Source organism: Actinoplanes sp. NPDC020271, assembly GCF_044388125.1.
GTDB lineage: Bacteria > Actinomycetota > Actinomycetes > Mycobacteriales > Micromonosporaceae > Actinoplanes.
The window spans coordinates 52,737-70,491 of record NZ_JBIRWQ010000020.1 but is presented as its reverse complement, the minus strand read 5'-3'; the positions used below and the strand labels follow the sequence as shown (position 1 = coordinate 70,491).

The 17,755-nt window shown below is 70.4% G+C and carries 18 protein-coding genes; 6 read left to right on the top strand and 12 right to left on the bottom strand.

What is annotated here, in order from left to right; all coding sequences use genetic code 11:
* Window positions 1-42: 42 nt before the first annotated feature.
* Window positions 43-411: a cupin domain-containing protein gene (locus tag ACH442_RS33860; RefSeq protein ID WP_396342131.1), complete on the top strand. Its 369-nt coding sequence runs from the start codon at window positions 43-45 to the stop codon at window positions 409-411.
* A gap of 202 nt (window positions 412-613) precedes the next feature.
* On the opposite strand, the gene ACH442_RS33855 is transcribed toward ACH442_RS33860, so the two are convergent.
* Together ACH442_RS33855 and ACH442_RS33850 are read right to left on the bottom strand one after the other, a co-directional pair.
* A complete protein-coding gene (locus tag ACH442_RS33855; RefSeq protein WP_396342130.1) occupies window positions 614-1,549 on the bottom strand; it encodes an aldo/keto reductase in 936 nt (311 codons plus the stop codon).
* A 288-nt stretch (window positions 1,550-1,837) separates the two neighbouring features.
* A complete protein-coding gene (locus ACH442_RS33850; protein ID WP_203742454.1) occupies window positions 1,838-2,038 on the bottom strand; it encodes a hypothetical protein in 201 nt (66 codons plus the stop codon).
* Window positions 2,039-2,137: 99 nt separating this feature from the next.
* Between ACH442_RS33850 and ACH442_RS33845 the strand changes: the two genes are divergently transcribed.
* Window positions 2,138-3,634 (top strand): diguanylate cyclase, encoded by a 1,497-nt coding sequence (locus ACH442_RS33845; RefSeq protein ID WP_396342129.1) that lies wholly within the window; start codon window positions 2,138-2,140, stop codon window positions 3,632-3,634.
* A gap of 229 nt (window positions 3,635-3,863) precedes the next feature.
* On the opposite strand, the gene ACH442_RS33840 is transcribed toward ACH442_RS33845, so the two are convergent.
* The 9 genes from ACH442_RS33840 to ACH442_RS33800 all read right to left on the bottom strand — a co-directional run bounded on the left by ACH442_RS33840 (window position 3,864) and on the right by ACH442_RS33800 (window position 14,286).
* Window positions 3,864-4,688 carry a class I SAM-dependent methyltransferase gene (locus tag ACH442_RS33840; protein WP_396342128.1) on the bottom strand — a complete coding sequence of 275 codons (825 nt, stop codon included), beginning with the start codon at window positions 4,686-4,688 and terminating at the stop codon, window positions 3,864-3,866.
* Complete coding sequence (locus tag ACH442_RS33835; RefSeq protein ID WP_396342127.1) at window positions 4,685-6,001, bottom strand: GH1 family beta-glucosidase; 1,317 nt, start codon at window positions 5,999-6,001, stop codon at window positions 4,685-4,687. The genes ACH442_RS33840 and ACH442_RS33835 overlap by 4 nt, the downstream gene beginning before the upstream one ends.
* A gap of 59 nt (window positions 6,002-6,060) precedes the next feature.
* A complete protein-coding gene (locus ACH442_RS33830) occupies window positions 6,061-7,068 on the bottom strand; it encodes an ABC transporter ATP-binding protein (RefSeq protein WP_396342126.1) in 1,008 nt (335 codons plus the stop codon).
* A gap of 150 nt (window positions 7,069-7,218) precedes the next feature.
* Window positions 7,219-8,271 carry an ABC transporter permease gene (locus tag ACH442_RS33825; protein WP_396342125.1) on the bottom strand — a complete coding sequence of 351 codons (1,053 nt, stop codon included), beginning with the start codon at window positions 8,269-8,271 and terminating at the stop codon, window positions 7,219-7,221.
* Between the two features lie 50 nt (window positions 8,272-8,321).
* The gene (locus ACH442_RS33820) at window positions 8,322-9,302 is read right to left on the bottom strand and encodes an ABC transporter permease (RefSeq protein ID WP_396342124.1); all 981 of its coding nucleotides are present in this window, start codon (window positions 9,300-9,302) and stop codon (window positions 8,322-8,324) included.
* Window positions 9,299-10,351, bottom strand: coding sequence for an ABC transporter ATP-binding protein (locus ACH442_RS33815; protein ID WP_396342123.1), 1,053 nt, complete (start codon window positions 10,349-10,351; stop codon window positions 9,299-9,301). Before ACH442_RS33815 ends, ACH442_RS33820 begins: the two co-directional genes overlap by 4 nt.
* A 76-nt stretch (window positions 10,352-10,427) precedes the next feature.
* Window positions 10,428-12,113 (bottom strand): ABC transporter substrate-binding protein, encoded by a 1,686-nt coding sequence (locus tag ACH442_RS33810; RefSeq protein ID WP_396342122.1) that lies wholly within the window; start codon window positions 12,111-12,113, stop codon window positions 10,428-10,430.
* Window positions 12,114-12,260: 147 nt separating this feature from the next.
* Window positions 12,261-13,265 (bottom strand): LacI family DNA-binding transcriptional regulator, encoded by a 1,005-nt coding sequence (locus tag ACH442_RS33805; protein ID WP_396342121.1) that lies wholly within the window; start codon window positions 13,263-13,265, stop codon window positions 12,261-12,263.
* A gap of 157 nt (window positions 13,266-13,422) precedes the next feature.
* On the bottom strand, window positions 13,423-14,286 hold the full coding sequence (locus ACH442_RS33800) for an NAD-dependent protein deacetylase (RefSeq protein ID WP_396342120.1): 864 nt from the start codon (window positions 14,284-14,286) through the stop codon (window positions 13,423-13,425).
* Between the two features lie 94 nt (window positions 14,287-14,380).
* Here ACH442_RS33800 and ACH442_RS33795 point away from each other — a divergent pair, with 94 nt between their 5' ends.
* From ACH442_RS33795 to ACH442_RS33785, 3 genes are all read left to right on the top strand, one after another.
* On the top strand, window positions 14,381-14,698 hold the full coding sequence (locus ACH442_RS33795) for a hypothetical protein (protein WP_396342119.1): 318 nt from the start codon (window positions 14,381-14,383) through the stop codon (window positions 14,696-14,698).
* Window positions 14,699-14,756: 58 nt separating this feature from the next.
* Complete coding sequence (locus tag ACH442_RS33790; protein WP_396342118.1) at window positions 14,757-15,452, top strand: hypothetical protein; 696 nt, start codon at window positions 14,757-14,759, stop codon at window positions 15,450-15,452.
* Between the two features lie 97 nt (window positions 15,453-15,549).
* Window positions 15,550-16,599 (top strand): App1 family protein, encoded by a 1,050-nt coding sequence (locus ACH442_RS33785; RefSeq protein ID WP_396342117.1) that lies wholly within the window; start codon window positions 15,550-15,552, stop codon window positions 16,597-16,599.
* A 4-nt stretch (window positions 16,600-16,603) separates the two neighbouring features.
* Here the strand turns inward: ACH442_RS33785 and ACH442_RS33780 are convergent, their stop codons facing one another.
* The gene (locus ACH442_RS33780; RefSeq protein WP_396342116.1) at window positions 16,604-16,774 is read right to left on the bottom strand and encodes a hypothetical protein; all 171 of its coding nucleotides are present in this window, start codon (window positions 16,772-16,774) and stop codon (window positions 16,604-16,606) included.
* Window positions 16,775-16,791: 17 nt separating this feature from the next.
* Here ACH442_RS33780 and ACH442_RS33775 point away from each other — a divergent pair, with 17 nt between their 5' ends.
* Window positions 16,792-17,463, top strand: a complete 672-nt coding sequence (locus ACH442_RS33775) for a hypothetical protein (RefSeq protein ID WP_396342115.1) — start codon at window positions 16,792-16,794, stop codon at window positions 17,461-17,463.
* Window positions 17,464-17,755 lie beyond the last annotated feature (292 nt).

Sequence of the window (17,755 nt, the reverse complement as noted above, 5' to 3'; positions counted from 1 at the left end):
GACTATTTGGTCAAGCAGCTTGACTAATTCTGGGAGGGCACGATGGGCATTCATCGCCGGAACGACGCCGTGCGACACGACCTGCACGGGTCCGTCTTCCACTCGTACGTCTCACCGTCAGCCGGCAGCGAGGAGTTGTGCGCCTGGCGGCTGGAGATCGCCGGCGGAACCGCGGGCGTCCGCCACCGGGTCGGCAAAGAGGAAGTGTTCCTGCTGCTCAGCGGCCGGATCCGGGTCCACCTCGACGGGGTCACCGAACAGATGGGCCCCGGTGACGTGCTGCGGGTCCCGGCCGGTGCCGAGTTCGGCATCGACAGCGACGAGGACGCCGAGGTCTGGGTCACCACCAGCGTCGGCCTGGAGGCGACCCTGCCGGACGGCTCGGTGATCAGCCCGCCCTGGGTGCGCTGACCGCCGCCCCGCGCTCAGGGCGCTGCCCCGCACTCGGCCGCCGGACGAAAGCCCGGCGTCGGACGAAAGCCCGGCGTCGGACGAAAGCCCGGCGTCGGACGAAAGCCCGGCGTCGGACGAAAGCCCGGCGTCGGACGAAAGCCCGGCGCCGGACGAAAGCCCGGCGCCGGACGAAAGCCCGGCGCCGGACGAAAGCCGGCCTTCAGGAAGCCGCAGTTCGCAGTCCCCGGATGGCGTCCACCTCGGACGGTGCCAGCGGCCCGGCCGCCTCCGCCGCCAGGCACTCGGCCAGTTCAGCGCGGTTCTTCACCCCGAGCACCACGGTGGCGACACCGGGCACGGACAGGGCGAACCGATGGGCGAGCGCGGCCGGCGACGTACCCCATTCGGCCGCCAGCTTCCGGAACGGCTCGGCCCGGGCGAAGTCGGCGGTGATCGGCGCGCCCGGCTCGATCGCACGGTCGACGGCGGAGGTCAACGCCCCGGCGGCCACCGCGCGGATACCCATGACGGCGACGTCGTGGCCGGCCGCGGCGCGAACGATCTCGTCGCTGCGCGGCGGGACGCCGGGAAAGTACCAGTCCGCCTGCAGGTCGAGCCCGTTGACGACCACCTGGGCCGCGTCCGGTCGCGGCGAGTCGCCGAGGGCGGCGATCACGCTGTCCGGGTGGCCGATCGCGGTGATGCCCCAGGCCCGGATCAGACCCTCGTCGCGCAGCCGCTCGAACTCGGCGGCAACCTCGTGGTACCCGTCCCGGCCGATTGTCTCGCGCGCCGGGACCGCGGTGCGGATCTGGGTGTGCAGCAGGAAGAGGTCGAGATGGTCGCGGCCGAGCCGCTCCAGGCTGGCGGTGAGGCTGCGCCGGATGCGCCCGGCGAAGTTCCGCTCGTCGTCGTCCGGCAGCCCGACCTTCGACGTGATCATGACGTTCTTGGCCGAGGCGGCGACGCGCTCGGCCTCGAAGTCGGTGCCGTAGCCGGGGGCCACGTCCAGCATCGTGATCCCGGCGTCGACAGCGGCGTGCACGGTGGCCACCGCCTCGCGCCGGTCGGTCGTGCCCCAGACGCCGCCGATACCGCCGCCGCCGAGGGTGAGTGCGCTGATCTGCCCGAGTCGTCCGAAGTTCCGAAGCTCCATGACCGCGACGCTAGAACCTGGAGCGCACTCCAGCTCAACCCCGAGAAGCAGAAACCCGCAAGCCGGCGAGTGAGAGCTCGGAAGCTTGAAAAGCAAACCCCGCAAGCCCGCGAGGGGAGCCAGAAAGCTTGAAAAGCCGACGCGCGTAAGCCCGCTGACACGCGGGCCGGCAACGCGACTCATGGCCCGGGCGGCTCTCCCGGTCGTCATGAAGCATGAACGACGACCGGGAGAGCCGCCCGGGAGAGCAAACCATCGGAGCCGGCCGGCCACCGGACCCGGCAGAGGTCACTTCGACGGCGGCGGAACCTCGCACTTGATCTTCGGGTTGACACCGAGCCAGTTCAGCGGCCCGGCGATCGTCGTGACGATCACGGTCCCGGCCTTGGCGCAACTCGCGTCGCCGGTGTCCTTGAAGTAGCCGCGCTCGAACGCCGCGACGAGACCGAGCAGAAGCCAGATGACGATGATGACCGCGCCTGCGCGCATGAGAGAGCCTCCTAAGCCGGGGGAACCGGGGATGCGCGGCAGGTACCCGATCCGATCAGATCTCTAAACTGCGACCCGGCCGTGGCGATGAGGCGCGACGTGTCGTCAACATCGCTGGGAAGCCAGGTCGAGCAGCTCATCGTGGACACGTATGCGTCGCACGCCGGGCTGCCGGGCCGCATCCGGGCCCTGATCGCGGCGGCCGAACAGGCGGGTGACCTGCGCAGCGCCGACCTGGCCCGGCTGATCCGCGCCGAACTCGACAACCGGAACGGGCGGGTTCCGGAGGCGGTGGCGACCGCTCGTACCCTGCTCGGCACGAGCAACGACCGGCTGGTGCGGGCCAAGGCGCACGCGATCATCGCCGGCGGCATGTGGCGGATCGGGGACAGCGCGACCGCGGTCCGGCACTCGCTGCGGTCGGTGCGGATGCTGCAGCCGGGCGACCCGGCCACGATCCGCGCCGACCACGCGATCATCCTGGCCGTGCTCGTCAACGACCAGGGCCTGCGCGAGCTGGAGACGGCCGAGCTGGCGGCCGCGCAGCGCGAGGCGGAGGCGTCCGGCGAGCCGGTTCTGGAGATCGCGAACCTCAACAACTGGGCCTGGTGCGCCTATCAGAGCGGTGACCTGGACGCCGCCGCGGTGATGGTCGAGCGGATGCGGTCCCGGGCCGAGGCCTCCGGCGAGCAGCTCAACTGTTCCTGTGTGGACACCGTCGCCCGGGTGCTGCTGGAGACCGGCCGCCCGGAGGAGGCCGAGACGGTCGTCCTCGACGCGATCGCGAACGCGCCGACCACCGACTCCGACGCGGTCCCGGCGGCGCTGCTGACGCTGGCCGAGATCGAACGCCGCCGCGGTGACTTCGGCGGTGCCGTGCGGACGTTGCTGCGCTGCCGGGAGATGGCGGCCGAGCGGAACCGGCCCGAGGCCGACGCGGAGGCCCTCCGGGCGCTGGCCACCTGTCATGCCGGGGCGGGGGACTTCGAGACGGCGTACCGGCGGATGTGCGAGTTCCACGAGGCCTGGGAGGCGTTGCGGACCCAGCAGAGCGCGGTCGCGGCCCAGTTCGCGCACGCGCAGTTCGCCGTCGAGCAGGCCTGGGACGTCGCCGAGCGCGACCCGCTGACCGGTCTCGGCAACCGCCGCCGCTGCGAGGTCGAGCTGACCGCGGCCCTCGCCACCGGCGGCCCGGTCTGCGTCGCGCTCGTCGACCTGGACCACTTCAAGCAGGTCAACGACACGTTCTCGCACGCGACCGGGGACGAGGTGCTGCGCCGGGTCGCCGGCCTGCTCGGCGCCGCCCCGGGGTTCGCCGGGCGGCTCGGCGGCGAGGAGTTCCTGCTGGTCCTCCGGGCCGGCGCGGAGCAGGCCGCGGCTCACTGCGCGACGGTCCGCGCCGAGATCGAGGGCCACTCCTGGGATGCGGTCGCAGCCGGTCTCGCGGTCACCGCCAGCATCGGCGTCACCGAGATCCGCCCGGGCGAGGACCGCAAGGACGCCCTGTTGCGCGCCGACGATCTGCTCTACGCCGCCAAACGCTCAGGCCGGAACCAGATCAAAACCGATAAACCCCTTTCCTCGGTACGCCCATGACCCTCCCGTGCCAATCCCGGAAGAGTCCCGTGCCACCCCACCCCCGCCGTCCCCGGTAGGCCCGGACGAACACGCCGAACTCCGACGATCCACGCCGCCCGTGCCCCGCGACCCCCGGCGCGGGTCCAGGCCCAGCCGCGGCGTCGCGGAGGGGTGGAGCCGGGCGTGGGCTGATCGCGGTGCGGGGGAGCGGCGCAGGCGTGCGGACGGGCGGGTTCACGACGTACGGCTACATCGGTTTCCGGGCTTGAAGGGTGTAGGTGTGCGGCAGGCGCTCGGGGCGGTCGGCGAGCTGCCATTCGCCGCCGCCGATGTCGCGCATGCGGCCGGGCAGCGCGTTCCACGGCACGCTCCGGTGTTCGACCAGGCCGGTCAGGGTGAGGCCGGCCGAGAGGACCGCGGTGACGATCTCGCCGAGGCCGTGGTTCCACTCGTGGGTGACGGTGTGGACGAACTGATGGTCGGTCTGCACGTAGGTGCCGCCCTCGTCCCACACCATCGGCGCCTCCTGCTCGAAGTACGGCTCGGAGAGCGCGATCACGTCGTCGGTGCGCTCGTATTCGAGGGACCACAGGATCGGGTGTCCCTCCCGGATGAACAGGCGCCCACCCGGGGCGAGCAGCGAGGCGACGGTCGAGGCCCACCGTGAGATGCTCGGCAGCCAGCCGAGCGCGCCGATCCCGGTGTAGACCAGGTCGAACTCGCCGTCGAGCACGTCCCGCGCGGCGTAGACGTCGCTCTGCACGAACGGGATCTCCGCGCCGGCCGAGGAGGCTAGGGCGCGGGCCTGCTTCAGCGACTCGCCGGAGAAGTCCAGGCCGGTCATCGTGGCGCCGAGCCGGGACAGCGAGACCGTGTCGGTGCCGATGTGGCACTGCAGATGAACGCCCCGCTGCCCGGTGAGGTCACCGAGCAGCGGGCGGTCGAACGTGACCACGTCGCTGAGGTGCGCCGGGTCGGCGGCGAACTTGGCGAAACCGTAGTCGGCGGACGCGGCGTGCGCGGGCGCCCGCTCGTCCCAGTTGGCGCGGTTGACAGTCAGATAATCGGTCACGCGCCGGAGCGTATGCGGTCCCGGAACCACAGCGCACTCTGTTTCGGCGTCCGTCGCTGCGTCTCGTAGTCGACCGCGACCAGCCCGAACCGCCGTTGGTAACCCTCGGCCCACTCGAAGTTGTCCATCAGGGACCAGGCGAAATATCCCCGGACGTCGGCGCCCTGTTCCCGCGCCGCGAGCGTCGCCGCGACGTGGTCGCGCAGGTACGCCGTCCGCCCCTCGTCGGCCACGAACCCGTCGGCCGCGGGCACGTCGTCGTAGACCGCACCGTTCTCGGTCACCGCGAGCGGCACGGAATAGTCCCGGTGCAGCCGCAGCAGCAGCGTGGTGAACCGGTCCGGGGTGATCGCCCAGCCCATCGCGGTCGTCGGCACGTCGGGCCGGATCTCCCGGACGATCGGGAAGCCGTTCACGTCGTGCGTGTTGCCGTGCTCGTCGCGCCCGGCGAAATCCTGTCCGAAGTAGAAGTTGACACCCAGGACGTCCGGCCGCCGGTTGATGATCGCCAGGTCGCCGTCCTGGATCGGCAGTGTGCGCCGCTGCCGGGCCAGGTCGGCCAGGACGTCCGCCGGGTAGTGGCCGTGGACCAGCGGGTCCAGGAAGATGCGGGCCACGTTGCCGTCGGCGCGGCGGGCGGCGGCGACGTCCAGCGGGTCGTCGGTGTGCGGAGTCGCGGTACCGATGTTCAGCGCGATCCCGACCGAGTTGCCGGCATTCTTCAGGACAGGAAACGCCAGCCCGTGCGCCAGCAGCAGGTGATGGGTCGCGTCCAGGGCGTCCTGGAACGAACGCCGCCCGGGCGCGTGCACCCCGTGCTGATACCCGAGATAGGCCACACACCACGGCTCGTTCAGCGTCTGCCAGTTCGCCACCCGGTCACCCAGGCGACCGGCGACGATCTCCGCGAACTCGGCCATCCGGTACGCGGTGTCCCGGTTCGTCCAGCCGCCGAGGTCCTCCAGCTCCTGCGGCAGGTCCCAGTGGTAGAGCGTCGTCCACGGCGTGATCCCGTTCCCGAGCAGCTCGTCCACGAGCCGGTCGTAGAAGTCGAGCCCGGCCGGGTTGGCCGGCCCGCGCCCACCCGGCTGCACCCGCGGCCAGGAGACCGAGAACCGGTACGCGTCCACCCCCAGACTCTTGATCAGCTGGACGTCGTCCGGCATCCGGTGGTAGTGGTCGCACGCCACGTCACCGTGTTCGCCGACCACGTCGTGCGCGAAGGTGTCCCAGATGGACGGCGTGCGGCCGTCCTCGGCGGCAGCCCCCTCGATCTGGTAGGCGCTGGTGGCCACGCCCCAGGTGAATGTCACGAGTTGTCTCCTGAAAGAAAGTGGCGGCCGGCCCCGACGGCAGGGGGCCGGCCGCCGGTCTATCCGACGGGCTGCTCGGTGGGATGCAGCCAGCACGCCACCGACCGGGTCGCACCGTCCGCGGTGCCCGGCCGGCCGAGCACCGGGATGTGCCCGGAGCACGGTTCGAACGCCTTCGGGCAGCGCGGGTGGAACGAGCAGCCGCTCGGCATCCCCTTGAGGTCGGGCGGGGAGCCGGCGATCCCGGTCAGCTCCCGCCGCGGTCCGCGAAGAGCCGGGAAGGACCCCAGAAGGCCTTTCGAGTACGGGTGCAGGGAGTCCCGGTAGATCGCCGCCGCCGGCGCCTCCTCGACGATCCGGCCGCCGTACATGATCGCGATCCGGTTGGAGAACTCGACCAGCAGCGACAGGTCGTGCGTGATGAAGATGACCGAGAAGCCCAGCCGCTCGCGCAGCTCGATCAGCTGGCCGAGGATCTGCCGCTGCATGACCACGTCGAGCGCGGTGGTCGGCTCGTCCATGATGACGACCTGCGGCTGCAGGATCAGCGCCATGCCGATCATCACGCGCTGGCGCATGCCGCCGGAGAGCTGATGCGGGTACGCGTCCATCCGGTCCGCCGCGATCCCGACGAGCTTGAGCATCTCGCGGGCGCGGGCGTTGCGGGCGGCCTCGGTCATCTCCGGCCGGTGGGCGCGGAGCACGTCGGTGAGCTGGGTGGAGATCTTGTGAACGGGGTTGAGCGAGTTCATCGCACCCTGGAAGACGATCGCCGTCTCGGCCCAGCGGAACGCGCGCAGCTCACGGTCGGAGAGGCCGAGGACGTCGTACGCCTCGCCGTTCTCCGGGTGGTAGATCACCTGTCCGCCGGTGATCACGCCGGGCGGGGGGAGCAGCCGGGTCAGGCCGTACGCCAGGGTCGACTTGCCGGAGCCGCTCTCCCCGGCCAGGCCGAGCACCTCACCCCGGTGCAGGGTCAGGTTCACGTCGCGGACCGCGCGGACCGCTTGGTCACCCAGGCCGTACCCGACGTTCAGGTTCTTGATCTCCAGAACGGGCTCGCTCATGCCGCCACCTCCGTTGCGCTCCGGCGTCGCCATGAGTTCTCGACTGAGTCCAATGGTTCGCTCGCAAGCTCGTTCATGCCGCCACCTCCGCTGCGCTCCGGCGTCGCCATGAGTTCTCGACTGAGCTCAATGGTTCGCTCGCTAGCTCGCTCACTGGGCCACCTCCGTCTTCAGCACCGGCGTGGCGCGGGTGTGCGGCTCGGGTGAGTTGCTGAGCACCGGCGTGAAGCCGATGCGCATCCGGACCGTACGGCCGTCGACGGTCTTGATCTTGGTTTTGCCGACGCTGCGCAGGCGGGGGCTGACGAACTCGTCGATGCCGAAATTGATCAGCGAGAGGGCGGTGCCGAGCAACGCGATGGCCAGACCGGCCGGGATGAACCACCACCATGCCTCCTGGGCGAGCGCCTGCTGGCCCTGCGCCCAGAACAGGATCGTGCCCCAGTTCCAGGTGGTGCTGGAGGTGACGCCGATGAACGCCAGGGTGATCTCGGAGAGCACGGCGAAGATGACCGTGCCGACGAACCCGGAGGCGATCACCGCGGTCAGGTTCGGCATCAGCTCGAAGACGATCACCCGCCAGGTCTTCTCGCCGGTGGCCCGCGACGCGTCGACGAAGTCACGCCGGCGCAGCGAGAGGGTCTGTGCGCGCAGCACCCGCGCGTTCCAGGACCACGACGTCAGACCGATGACCAGGGCGATCAGCCAGTCCTCGGCGTTCTGCAGGGTGGACGTGATGATGATGATCAGCGGCAGCGCCGGGATGACCAGGAAGACGTTGGAGAGCGCGGAGAGGCCCTCGTCGGTCTTGCCGCCCAGGTAGCCGGCGGTGACGCCGATCAGCACCGACAGCACGGTGGCGATCGTGCCGGCCAGGAAGCCGACGAACATCACGCTGCGGGTGCCGATCAGCAGCTGGCTGAAGACGTCCTGGCCGAGGTGCGTGGTGCCGAGCCAGTGGTCGCCCGACGGCGGCTGGATCAGGGCGTTGCTGCGCGCGTCCGGGTCGTAGGGGGCGACCCACGGCCCGATGATCGCGAGGAGCAGGTAGATGCCGAGCATGACCAGACCGGTGGCGGCCTTCTTGTTGCTGACGAAGCGGAACCGCTGCTTCTTGCTCCGGGCCGGCTTGCCCGACTCCGGCTGCGCCATCGAGCCCTGGCCGGGAATGACCTGCTCGATGCTCGAGGTGGGGATCGTCATCGCTCAGCTCTCCCGGCGAGTGCGCGGTTCGAACAGAAAAGGCTCACTGCTCAGCCCTCCTTGCGGGTGCGCGGGTCGAGGAGCAGGTAGGCGACGTCCGCGATCAGGTTCGCGACCAGCACCGAGATCGTGATGATCAGGAAGACGCCCTGCATCAGCGGGTAGTCCTGCGCGCCCAGTGCCTGGAAGAGCTGGAAGCCGATGCCCGGGTAGGAGAAGACGATCTCCACCAGCAGCGTGCCGCCGACGATGAAGCCGAGCGACAGCGCGAACCCGGAGACGTTCGGCAGCAGCGCGTTGCGGGCCGCGTAGCTCAGCGCCACCCGCCGGTCGGTGAGGCCCTTGGCGTGCGCGACGGTGATGTAGTCCTCACTGGACACCGTCACCATCATGTTGCGCATGCTCAGGATCCAGCCGCTGACCGAGGAGATCAGGATGGTCAGCGCCGGCAGCAGGCTGTGCTTCAGCGCGCTCGGGATGAAGTACTGGTCGAACGCCGGCACCAGGCCGTTGTCGAAGCCACCGGACGACGGGAAGAAGCTGCCCGGGCCGGTGAGCAGGTAGATCGCGATGATGCCGAGCCAGAAGTACGGCACCGAGGAGAGGAACGTGGTCACCGGCAGCAGCCCGTCGGCCCACGAGCCGCGCCGCCAGCCGGCCAGCACGCCCAGGCCCGTACCGAGGAAGAAGCTGATGATCGTGGTGATGCCGACCAGCAGCAGGGTCCACGGCAGGCTGTCCGAGATGATCTCCGAGACCGGGGTCGGGAAGAACGTGAACGACAGGCCGAGGTCGCCGTGGAACAGCTGACTCCAGTAGTCCAGGTACTCCTGCCAGACGCTCTTGTCCTTGTCGAGGCCGAACAGGACGTACAGCGACTGGGTGGCCTCGGTGCTGAGCTGGCCCTGGAACTTGGTGATCAGCGCCTGCACCGGGTCGCCCGGGACCAGTCGCGGGATGAAGAAGTTCAGCGTGATCGCGGCCCACGCGGTGAACAGGTAGAACGCGATGCGTTGCAGCAGGTACTTCACGGGGCCACCTCTGTGTTGCCGTCGTAGAGCCAGCACGCCGCCCAGTGGCCGGGCGCGTCACCGATCTCCAGCGGCACCGGCAGGTCGGTCTTGCAGCGCTCCATCGCGGCCGGGCAGCGCGGGTGGAACCGGCAGCCGGCCGGCGGGTGGATGAGGCTCGGCGGTTCGCCGTCGCTCTGATGTCCGCTCGGGTCACTGCCGAGGAGACGGTCCGGGTCCGGCGCCGAGGCGATCAGCAATTGGGTGTACGGGTGAGCCGGCGACTGGGTCACGGTCTCGCTGTCGCCGCCCTCGACCATGCGTCCGGCGTACATGACCATGGTCTCGTCGGCGAAGTAGCGGGCCGACGCGATGTCATGGGTGATGTAGAGGATCGCCAGGTCGAGCCGGTCCCGCAGGTCGCGCAGCAGGTTCAGCACGCCGAGCCGGATCGACACGTCCAGCATGGACACCGGCTCGTCGGCGAGCAGGGTCTCGGGTTGCGCGCCGAGGGCCCGGGCGATGGCCACGCGCTGGCGCTGACCGCCGGAGAGCTCGTGCGGGAACTTGTCCAGGTACCGCTCCGGCGGGGTGAGCTGCACCTTCTCGAGCAGGTCGTGCAGCGCCCGGTCGAGGTCGGCGGCGGTCTTCCCGGCGTTGTCGTGGATCTTCAGCGACCGGGTCAGGTGGTACCGGATGGTGTGTGTCGGGTTCAGCGACGCGAACGGGTCCTGGAAGATCATCTGGACCTGGGAGCAGTACCGGCGGAACGCCGCGCCTCCCTTGACCGTGGTCGTCTCGCCGTGCAGCCGGATGTCCCCGCCGGTGCGGGGGTAGAGCTGGGCGAGCAGCCGGGCGATCGTGGACTTGCCCGAGCCGGACTCGCCGACCAGGGCCACCACCTTGCCGCGGCGAAGCGTGAGGTGCACGTCATCGACGGCGTGCACCACGTCCTTCCGGTTGGAGAACATGTCGCGCAGCTTCCGGCGGACGGGGAAGTGCTTGGTCAGGCCGATCGCCTCAAGCACCACCTCGCCGGCCGGCGCTTTCGCGTCGGGGATCGACGTCATGCCGGGATTCCTTACAAAAGCGGCGAGCAGGGAGGTGCGGGCGCCCCGGGAGGGCGGGGCGCCCGCGGTCAGGCGATCAGGAGTTGGCGGGCTTGAGGTGCATGATCACGTCGAGCGCGCCGGACTGGGTGGGCTGCATCGGGGCGTAGTTGTCGGCGTCCGACGGCCAGCCGACCCAGTTCTTGGTGCTGTACGCGCCACCGACGTTGTCCGAGCCGACCGGCAGCATCGGGGCCTGCTCCACGAAGATCTTCTGGATCGTGGCCAGGGCGGTGGTGCGGTCCGCGTCGCTGGTCGCGTTCGCGTAGGCCTTGAGCGCGGCGGTCGCCTCCGGGCTCTTGAAGCGGCCGAAGTTGCCCTGCTGGGCGAGCTCGCCGACCGGCTTGAGCAGGTCGCCGTCCATCACGGTCTGGTAGATGTCGAACGGCGTCGAGCCACCGTTGGTCCAGCGCATGACGGCGCCGAAGTCGCCCTTCTGCACGTTCTGGTCCCAGACGTTCTGGTTCGGCTTCTCGACGGTCGCGGCGATGCCGATCTCGGCCAGGTTGCTCTTGATGATCTCGAGCGTGGTCTGGTAGTCCGACCACGGCGCCGGGTCGCTGAGCTTGATGGTGACCGGCTTGCCGCTCTTGTCCTTCAGCGTGGTGCCCTCCAGCTTGTAGCCGGCCTCGCTGAGGATCTTCTTGGCGCCGTCGACGTCGACCGCCAGCGTCTGTCCCTTGTAGGCGTCGGTGACGAACGCGTCACCCGCGCCCTGGGGCAGGCCGGTGACGCTCTTCAGCTCGGGGTGGAAGTAACCGGCCTCGGCCTGGTTGAAGATGTCGGCCCGGTTGATCACCTTGTTCATCGCCTGGCGCAGCTTCGGGTCGTCGAACGGCGCCTGGGTGGTGTTGATGTAGAGGCCGTGGATGCCCAGCACGCCCGGCGCCCAGACCTTGAAGTGCTCCGGGTCCTTGGCGACGAAGGTCTGCTGGTAGTTCGGGATGAACACGAAGCTCCACTCGGACTGGCCGCTGGCCAGCGCGGTGGTCTGCGCGTTGTTGTCGGTGTACGAGGTGTACCGAAGTTCCTTTACGGCCGGCTTGTCCTGCCAGTAACCGCTCTCTCGGCGCTCAAGGACGATGCCCTGCTGGCTGAACGTCTTGAGGGTGTACGGCCCCGAGCCGACCGGCTCCTTGATCGGGTCCTTGGCCGGGTCCGCGATCTTCTCCCAGATGTGCTTGGGGACGATCGGGATCTGGCTGATGATCTTGTGCCACGTGGTGAACTGCGACGACGTGAAGGTGATCGTCACCTTGCTGCCGGCCACGGTGACCTGGTCGATCGGGAGCGCGAAGATGTTCAGCGCCTCGTTCGACTTGATCAGGTTGAACGTGTACGCGACGTCGTCGGCGGTCAGCTTCTGCCCGTCGGACCAGGTCGCGTTGTCGCGGATGGTCACGTCCAGCTGCTTGTAGTCCGTGGCCCACTTGATGTCGCTGGCCAGCCACGGCTTGGCCGGGTCGGCCGGCTTGACGTTGTTCCACATGCCGAGGGGCTCGTAGATGGTCCAGCGGTAGCCGAGCGACGCACCGGCCGAGGTCCCGAGGAACGGGTTGTTGCTCTCGGTGACCGTGCCGTTCGGCATGCCGATCGACAGGAAGTCCACGCCCTTGCTGTTGGCGGCGTCCTTGTTGGCGTTCGGCGAGTCACCGCACGCGGCCAGGCCGCCGGTGGCGAGCACGCCCGCCAGAGCGACCGCGAACAGCTTCCTTCTCTGCATCGGAGAATCTCCTCGGTATAGCGATTTCGGGTGGGAGGGGTGCCCTGAGGGCGTGCGGCATCGCGGGACCGGCGGCAGCCGGCCCCGAGGCGCGCGGGGGTGCCCGACCGGCCCCGTGGCCGGTCGAACGGTCGAGCTCTGGATTCTTTAGGGCTGGGTCGAGGCCCGTGCGGTGAACGTCGCCGGGATCACCGTCGGCCGGTTCGGGAGCGCGGTCCCCTCGAAATGGGCGAGCAGGGTACGGGCCGCGGCCTCGCCCATCTCGCGCATCGGCTGATGCACGGTGGACAGGGCCGGCTGGTGGTGCGCGGCCATCGGGATGTCGTCGAAGCCGACCACCGCGACGTCCTCCGGCACCCGCCGGCCGGCGTCCTGGACGGCCTGCACGGCGCCGAAGGCGGAGAGGTCGTTGTGGCAGAAGACGGCGTCGAAGTCGAGCCCGGCGGCGATCGCCTGCTTGACCCCGTCGGCGCCGCACGCGACGGTGAAGTCGCCGGGAAGCACGTAGGTGTCCGGGATGGGGTGGCCGGCCTCGGCGAACACCGAGGTGAAGCCGTCGGTGCGCTGCACGGTGCAGCCGAACCGGGACGGGCCGGTGACCACGAGCGGCTTGTGGCGCCCGATCTCCAGCAGGTGCCGGGCGGCGTCGGCCGCTCCGCTGTGGTTGGTGGTGCCGACGGTCGGGATCTGGCCACCGGGGATCTGGTCCCGGTCGTCGATCAGCACCATCGGCAGGCCACGGCTGTGCAGGGTGGTGAGGTAGCTCAGGGTGCCTTCCGGCTCGATCGCCAGCAGGCCGTCGAACGACTTGGCGGCGACCTGCGCGGCGAACTGGCGCATCGAGTCGTCACCGCGGTTGAAGGTGAACAGCAGCAGGCCGTACTCCTCGGCCTCCAGCACGTCGACCGCGCCCTGCAGCACCTCGCCCATCCAGGGCCAGGTCAGCGAGGGCACCAGCATGCCGATCACCCGGGTGCGGCCGCGGGCCAGGTTCACCGCACGGGCGCTGGGGACGTAGCCGAGCTCGTCGATCACCGCGCGGACCCGGGCGGCGGTCGACTCGTCCAGCTCACCCTTGCCGTTGAGAACCCGGGACACGGTCGTCTTGCTGACCTTGGCCCGAGCCGCCACGTCGGCGATGGTGATCGGCACAGCTCCTCCGAGATTGTTGTTTCCGGCGGGTTGCGCCGGAGGTTCGGAACCGGTTTCGGGACCGGTTTCGGCAGTCAACCGCAGTGAGCGCAGTCACGTCAATGGGGCCGAGATCTATTTAGGTTTCATTCCGATAACCAGCCGAAGCCGGGTTCGTTTACTGAGGCAACAAACGGTACGTATCGGTCTCCCGGGCAAGATTCGGAAGAACGACACCCAGAGGAGCATCGATCAACAGATCCGCGTACGGCTCCCCGCGCGTCACTCCGCGGTTCACGATCGCCACCCGGACACCCTGCTTGACCGCCCGCAGCACGAACCGGCGACCCGACATGACGGTCAGCGAGGAGCCCAGCACCAGCAGCGTGCGCGCCCCCGCGACCAGCTCGAACGCGCGCGACACCCGGTCGGGCGGCACGGTCTCCCCGAAATACACCACGTCCGGCTTCAGCATCCCGCCGCAGGACCGGCAGCCGACCACGCGGAACCCGTCCAGCTCGGCCTCGTCCAGCTCGACGTCACCGTCCGCGTTCACCGCCGAGGCCACCGCGCTGAAGTCCGGGTTCGCCGCGGTCAGCCGCTCCTCCAGCTCTACCCGGCCGGTCAGCGCGCCGCAGTCCAGGCACGTGATCCGGGCCAGGTTGCCGTGCAGCTCGACGACGTCCCGGGCGCCGGCCGCCTGGTGCAGCCCGTCCACGTTCTGCGTGATCAGCCCGTGCAGCAGGCCCCGCTCCTGCCAGCGGGCCACGGCCCGGTGCCCGTCGTTCGGCGTGGCGCGGCCGATCGTCCGCCAGCCGAGGTGACTGCGCGCCCAGTAGCGCCGTCGGGCGACCGGGTCACCGGTGAACGTCTGATAGGTCATCGGGGTGTTGCGCCGCGCCGAGCCGGACGGCCCCCGGTAATCCGGGATGCCGGAGTCGGTGGAGAGCCCCGCCCCGCTGAGCACCACCACGCCACCCTCGCCCAGCCAGCCGTCCAGCCGGGCCACCTGCTCCACCACGCCGAAGTCCATGACACCCATCGTCCCTCGCCCGGGTGACCGCAGGTGACTCCGTCCGGTTGCCGTAACCGCTCGGACGGGTGCGCGTTGACCTGCGCCCCGGTAGGTTGACCATGTGACCGCTGAGGCGCCTGGGGCGAACCGTCCGTGGGACGGCCGCCGCCTGCTGCGGTTCCTCACCAGCCTGGCCATGCTCGCCCTGGCCGTGACCCTGCGCCTGTCCGGCCCGGTCACCGCCGAGCCGGTCCAGCCGGTCGCGGCCGTCGTCCAGGCCGCCGACTCCACCCCGATCCAGGCACAGCAGCCGGCGGAGAGCCGGCCGGCGCCGCTCGCGGTCCAGCCGGCCGCGCCGGTCACCGCCTTCCCGGCCCCGGTCCTGCGCGCCGGGGCCGTTCCCGCCACCGGCGACTCGCGGGCACCCCCCACCCGCTGACGATCCCTGCGCTTTCACGTCGGTCCGTCGTCCCGTTCCGCTGCCCTGGGGGTGTTCCGTGGATTCCGCCTTCCTGAATTCCGTCCCGCAAGCCGTCGCGATCTGGCTGATCATCGTGCTGCTCCTCGCCGTCGCCGCGGCGACCGTCTCGATCCCCCGCGTGCTCACCGAGCCGACCCCCGACGCCGCCGAACGGCAGCGCTGGGCCGACGAGGTGGCCGTCGCCGCCGAGCAGGCCGCGGTCGCCGTGCGCAAGCGCCGCACCGAGTGGGAGGCGGCTCACGCGGCGGTGGACGAGGCCTGGACGGCGTACGAGAAAGCTGATCTTGCCTGTAACCGCATCGCCTCGGCGGGCGCCTATCCGCTGATGAGCCGCCGCCGCAAGCCCGGTGAGAACGTCGACCGCCAGCGTTATCTGCACCGCGCGGCCAGCGAACTGTGCCGGGTCCAGGACCTCTCCATCGACCAGCTCAACGACGTCTTCGCCCATCGCGGCTGGAACCCTCGCCTGCACCCGGTCCAGCAGGAGGCGGTGCTGGCCCAGGCCGCCCGGGCGCACCGGCTGGACGTCTGGACCGCGGCCGTCGAGCGGGAACGCGCCGCCTGGCGCGGCGTCGAGGCGGCGGCCGAGACGCTGGCCGGCCTGCGCGCCGAGGCGATGACCGCACCGCTGCGGGTGGACGCGTCCGAGCAGACCGACCAGCAGTGGTGGACGGAGCAGTGGACCGGAGCCGAGATGCCCGCCGTCGCGTGACGTCCAACCTGGACCCGGCTCACGTTCGTGAGCGGTCTGTCGCACTCTCCCGGTAACGTTTGGCGCGGCGGGGGGAGAGCGGAGCGGCGAGGAGGAGATGGTGGCGGTAACACCGGCGGAGACGTCCAAGGCCGTGAACCGGATACACCGGGCGGCTCTGGTCGAGGATGCCGTCCACCAGGTGATCGAGCGCAACCTGAGGAATCGGGGCTGGAAGCCGTACATCACGGCCTACACCGGCTACGGTTCCCCCGGCTGGGCCCGGGTGATGGCCCGGGTGCTGCTCTCCCGGCCCCGGCTGGCCCGTAAGAAGCGGGAGAAGCTGCGCGGCTGGCGCAGCTTCACCACCACCCCGGTCAGCAACGCCGTCGTGCGCATCGAGGTCGGCGGCATCGTCACCGAGACCCGCACCGACCGCAGTGGTTACGTGGACTGTCGCGTCAAGGGCGACCTCGAGCCCGGCTGGGCCAGCGTCCGGCTGCACTGCGAGGGCGCCGCCCCGGTCGACGCGCCGATCCGGGTGATCGACCCGGCCGTGAAGTTCGGCCTGATCTCCGACATCGACGACACGGTCATGGTCACCGCGCTGCCCCGCCCCCTGCTCGCCGCGTGGAACACGTTCGTCCTCGACGAGCACGCGCGCATGGCCGTCCCCGGCATGGCGGTGCTCTACGAGCGGCTGATCAACGCGAACCCGGGCACCCCGGTGATCTACCTCTCCACCGGCGCGTGGAACGTGGCGCCCACCCTGACCCGTTTCCTCAGCCGCCACCTCTACCCGGCCGGCCCGATCCTGCTCACCGACTGGGGTCCGACCCCCGATCGCTGGTTCCGCAGTGGCCAGGAACACAAGCGCAACTCGCTGCGCCGGCTCGCCGAGGAGTTCCCCGACGTCAAATGGCTGCTCGTCGGCGACGACGGTCAGCACGACCCGGAGATCTACTCCGGCTTCGCCCGCGAGCACCCGGAGAACGTGGCCGCCGTCGCGATCCGCCGGCTCTCGCCGACCCAGGCGGTGCTGGCCGGCGCCGTGCCCGGCCCGACCGAGGCGGCCGAGGCCGTGCCGTCCGGGGGTAAGACGTGGTTCGCCGCCCCGGACGGCGCCGGTCTCTGGTCCCTGCTCCGGGACACGGACCTCGCCGAATGAACCCTTACTCGCTCTTCTCCGGCGGGCCGGCCGACTCGGCCACCCGGGCGTGCAACCGCTCCCGGATCTCGTCGGGGGAGTATGCCCTGCGCTTGCGTTCACCCCGGGCGATCACCACCCCGGTCGCCGCGACTCCCGCCAGCCCCGCCAGTCCCGCTACCTTCCACCACCGCATCTGCTGAGAATAGACACGTGGTTGCCGACATCAGCCTCGACGAGGCCATCGAACTGACCCGCACGGGTGACATCTGGATCTTCCGCGGCCGTTCCGGGCCGGACCGTGCCATCCAGACCCTCACCAACAGCCCGGTGAACCATGTCGGGATGTCGGTGGTGATCGAGGACATGCCACCCCTCATGTGGCATGCCGAGCTGGGCAAATCCCTGCCCGACATGTGGTCCGGCACGTTCCAGCGCGGCGTCCAGCTGCACGACCTGCGCGACGCGGTCACCGTCTGGGCCCGTCGCTACGGTCAGCGTGGCTGGCTGCGCCAGCTGGAGCCGGGTGTGACCCGCGCCATGGAGGACAAAGCACTCAAGACCATCGCCCGGCTCGACGGCACCCCGTTCCCGTCGACGTCCCAGCTCGCCCTGCGCTGGGCCCGCGGGCGGGTCCCGCTGATCCGCCCGCCGTGGAAGCCGTCCGAGGCCGCCAACGCGACGCTGGAGAAGGCGTACTGCGCGGAGGTGGTGGCGGTCACCTACGAGGACATGGGGCTGCTGCCGCGCAACCGGAAGGCCAACTGGTACGACCCGGGCCGCTTCTGGTCCGGCGACGAGCTGGAGCTCAGCACCGGGTTCCTGCTCGGCGACGAGATCTCGGTCCGGGTCCCCGAGGCCGACACCGCCAGACCGGCGCGCTAGGCAGGACACGGCCTGGACGAGGCGGGTCCCCTCGGTATCGGTGACCCGCCTCAGCATCTCCGGTGCGACCCCGCCCATCCGCAGCAGCGTGTGCTCCCGGCTGCGTTCCAGAATCCCGGTCGTCGTGGACGCGGCCAGGCGGATCCCGGCGACCAGGAACGCCGGCAGGCAGATCCGGGCCGGGGCCCGATGCGTGCGGACCCGGCGCCCTCCTGCCCGCGCCTGGCGGCCCGCCCGCCTGGCGGTCTGCCCGCCTGGCGGTCTGCCCGCGCCTGGACGGCCGGTGTGAGCA

Bases quoted from the DNA above. Each gene is read 5' to 3' on its own strand.
- ACH442_RS33850 (WP_203742454.1), bottom strand. From the start codon at position 2,038: ATGCGCGCAGGCGCGGTCATCATCGTCATCTGGCTTCTGCTCGGTCTC.
- ACH442_RS33855 (WP_396342130.1), bottom strand. From the start codon at position 1,549: ATGGAGCTTCGGAACTTCGGACGACTCGGGCAGATCAGCGCACTCACC.
- ACH442_RS33810 (WP_396342122.1), bottom strand. From the start codon at position 12,113: ATGCAGAGAAGGAAGCTGTTCGCGGTCGCTCTGGCGGGCGTGCTCGCC.
- ACH442_RS33785 (WP_396342117.1), top strand. From the start codon at position 15,550: ATGGTGGCGGTAACACCGGCGGAGACGTCCAAGGCCGTGAACCGGATA.
- ACH442_RS33780 (WP_396342116.1), bottom strand. From the start codon at position 16,774: ATGCGGTGGTGGAAGGTAGCGGGACTGGCGGGGCTGGCGGGAGTCGCG.
- ACH442_RS33815 (WP_396342123.1), bottom strand. From the start codon at position 10,351: ATGACGTCGATCCCCGACGCGAAAGCGCCGGCCGGCGAGGTGGTGCTT.
- ACH442_RS33860 (WP_396342131.1), top strand. From the start codon at position 43: ATGGGCATTCATCGCCGGAACGACGCCGTGCGACACGACCTGCACGGG.
- ACH442_RS33800 (WP_396342120.1), bottom strand. From the start codon at position 14,286: ATGGGTGTCATGGACTTCGGCGTGGTGGAGCAGGTGGCCCGGCTGGAC.
- ACH442_RS33830 (WP_396342126.1), bottom strand. From the start codon at position 7,068: ATGAGCGAGCCCGTTCTGGAGATCAAGAACCTGAACGTCGGGTACGGC.
- ACH442_RS33825 (WP_396342125.1), bottom strand. From the start codon at position 8,271: ATGACGATCCCCACCTCGAGCATCGAGCAGGTCATTCCCGGCCAGGGC.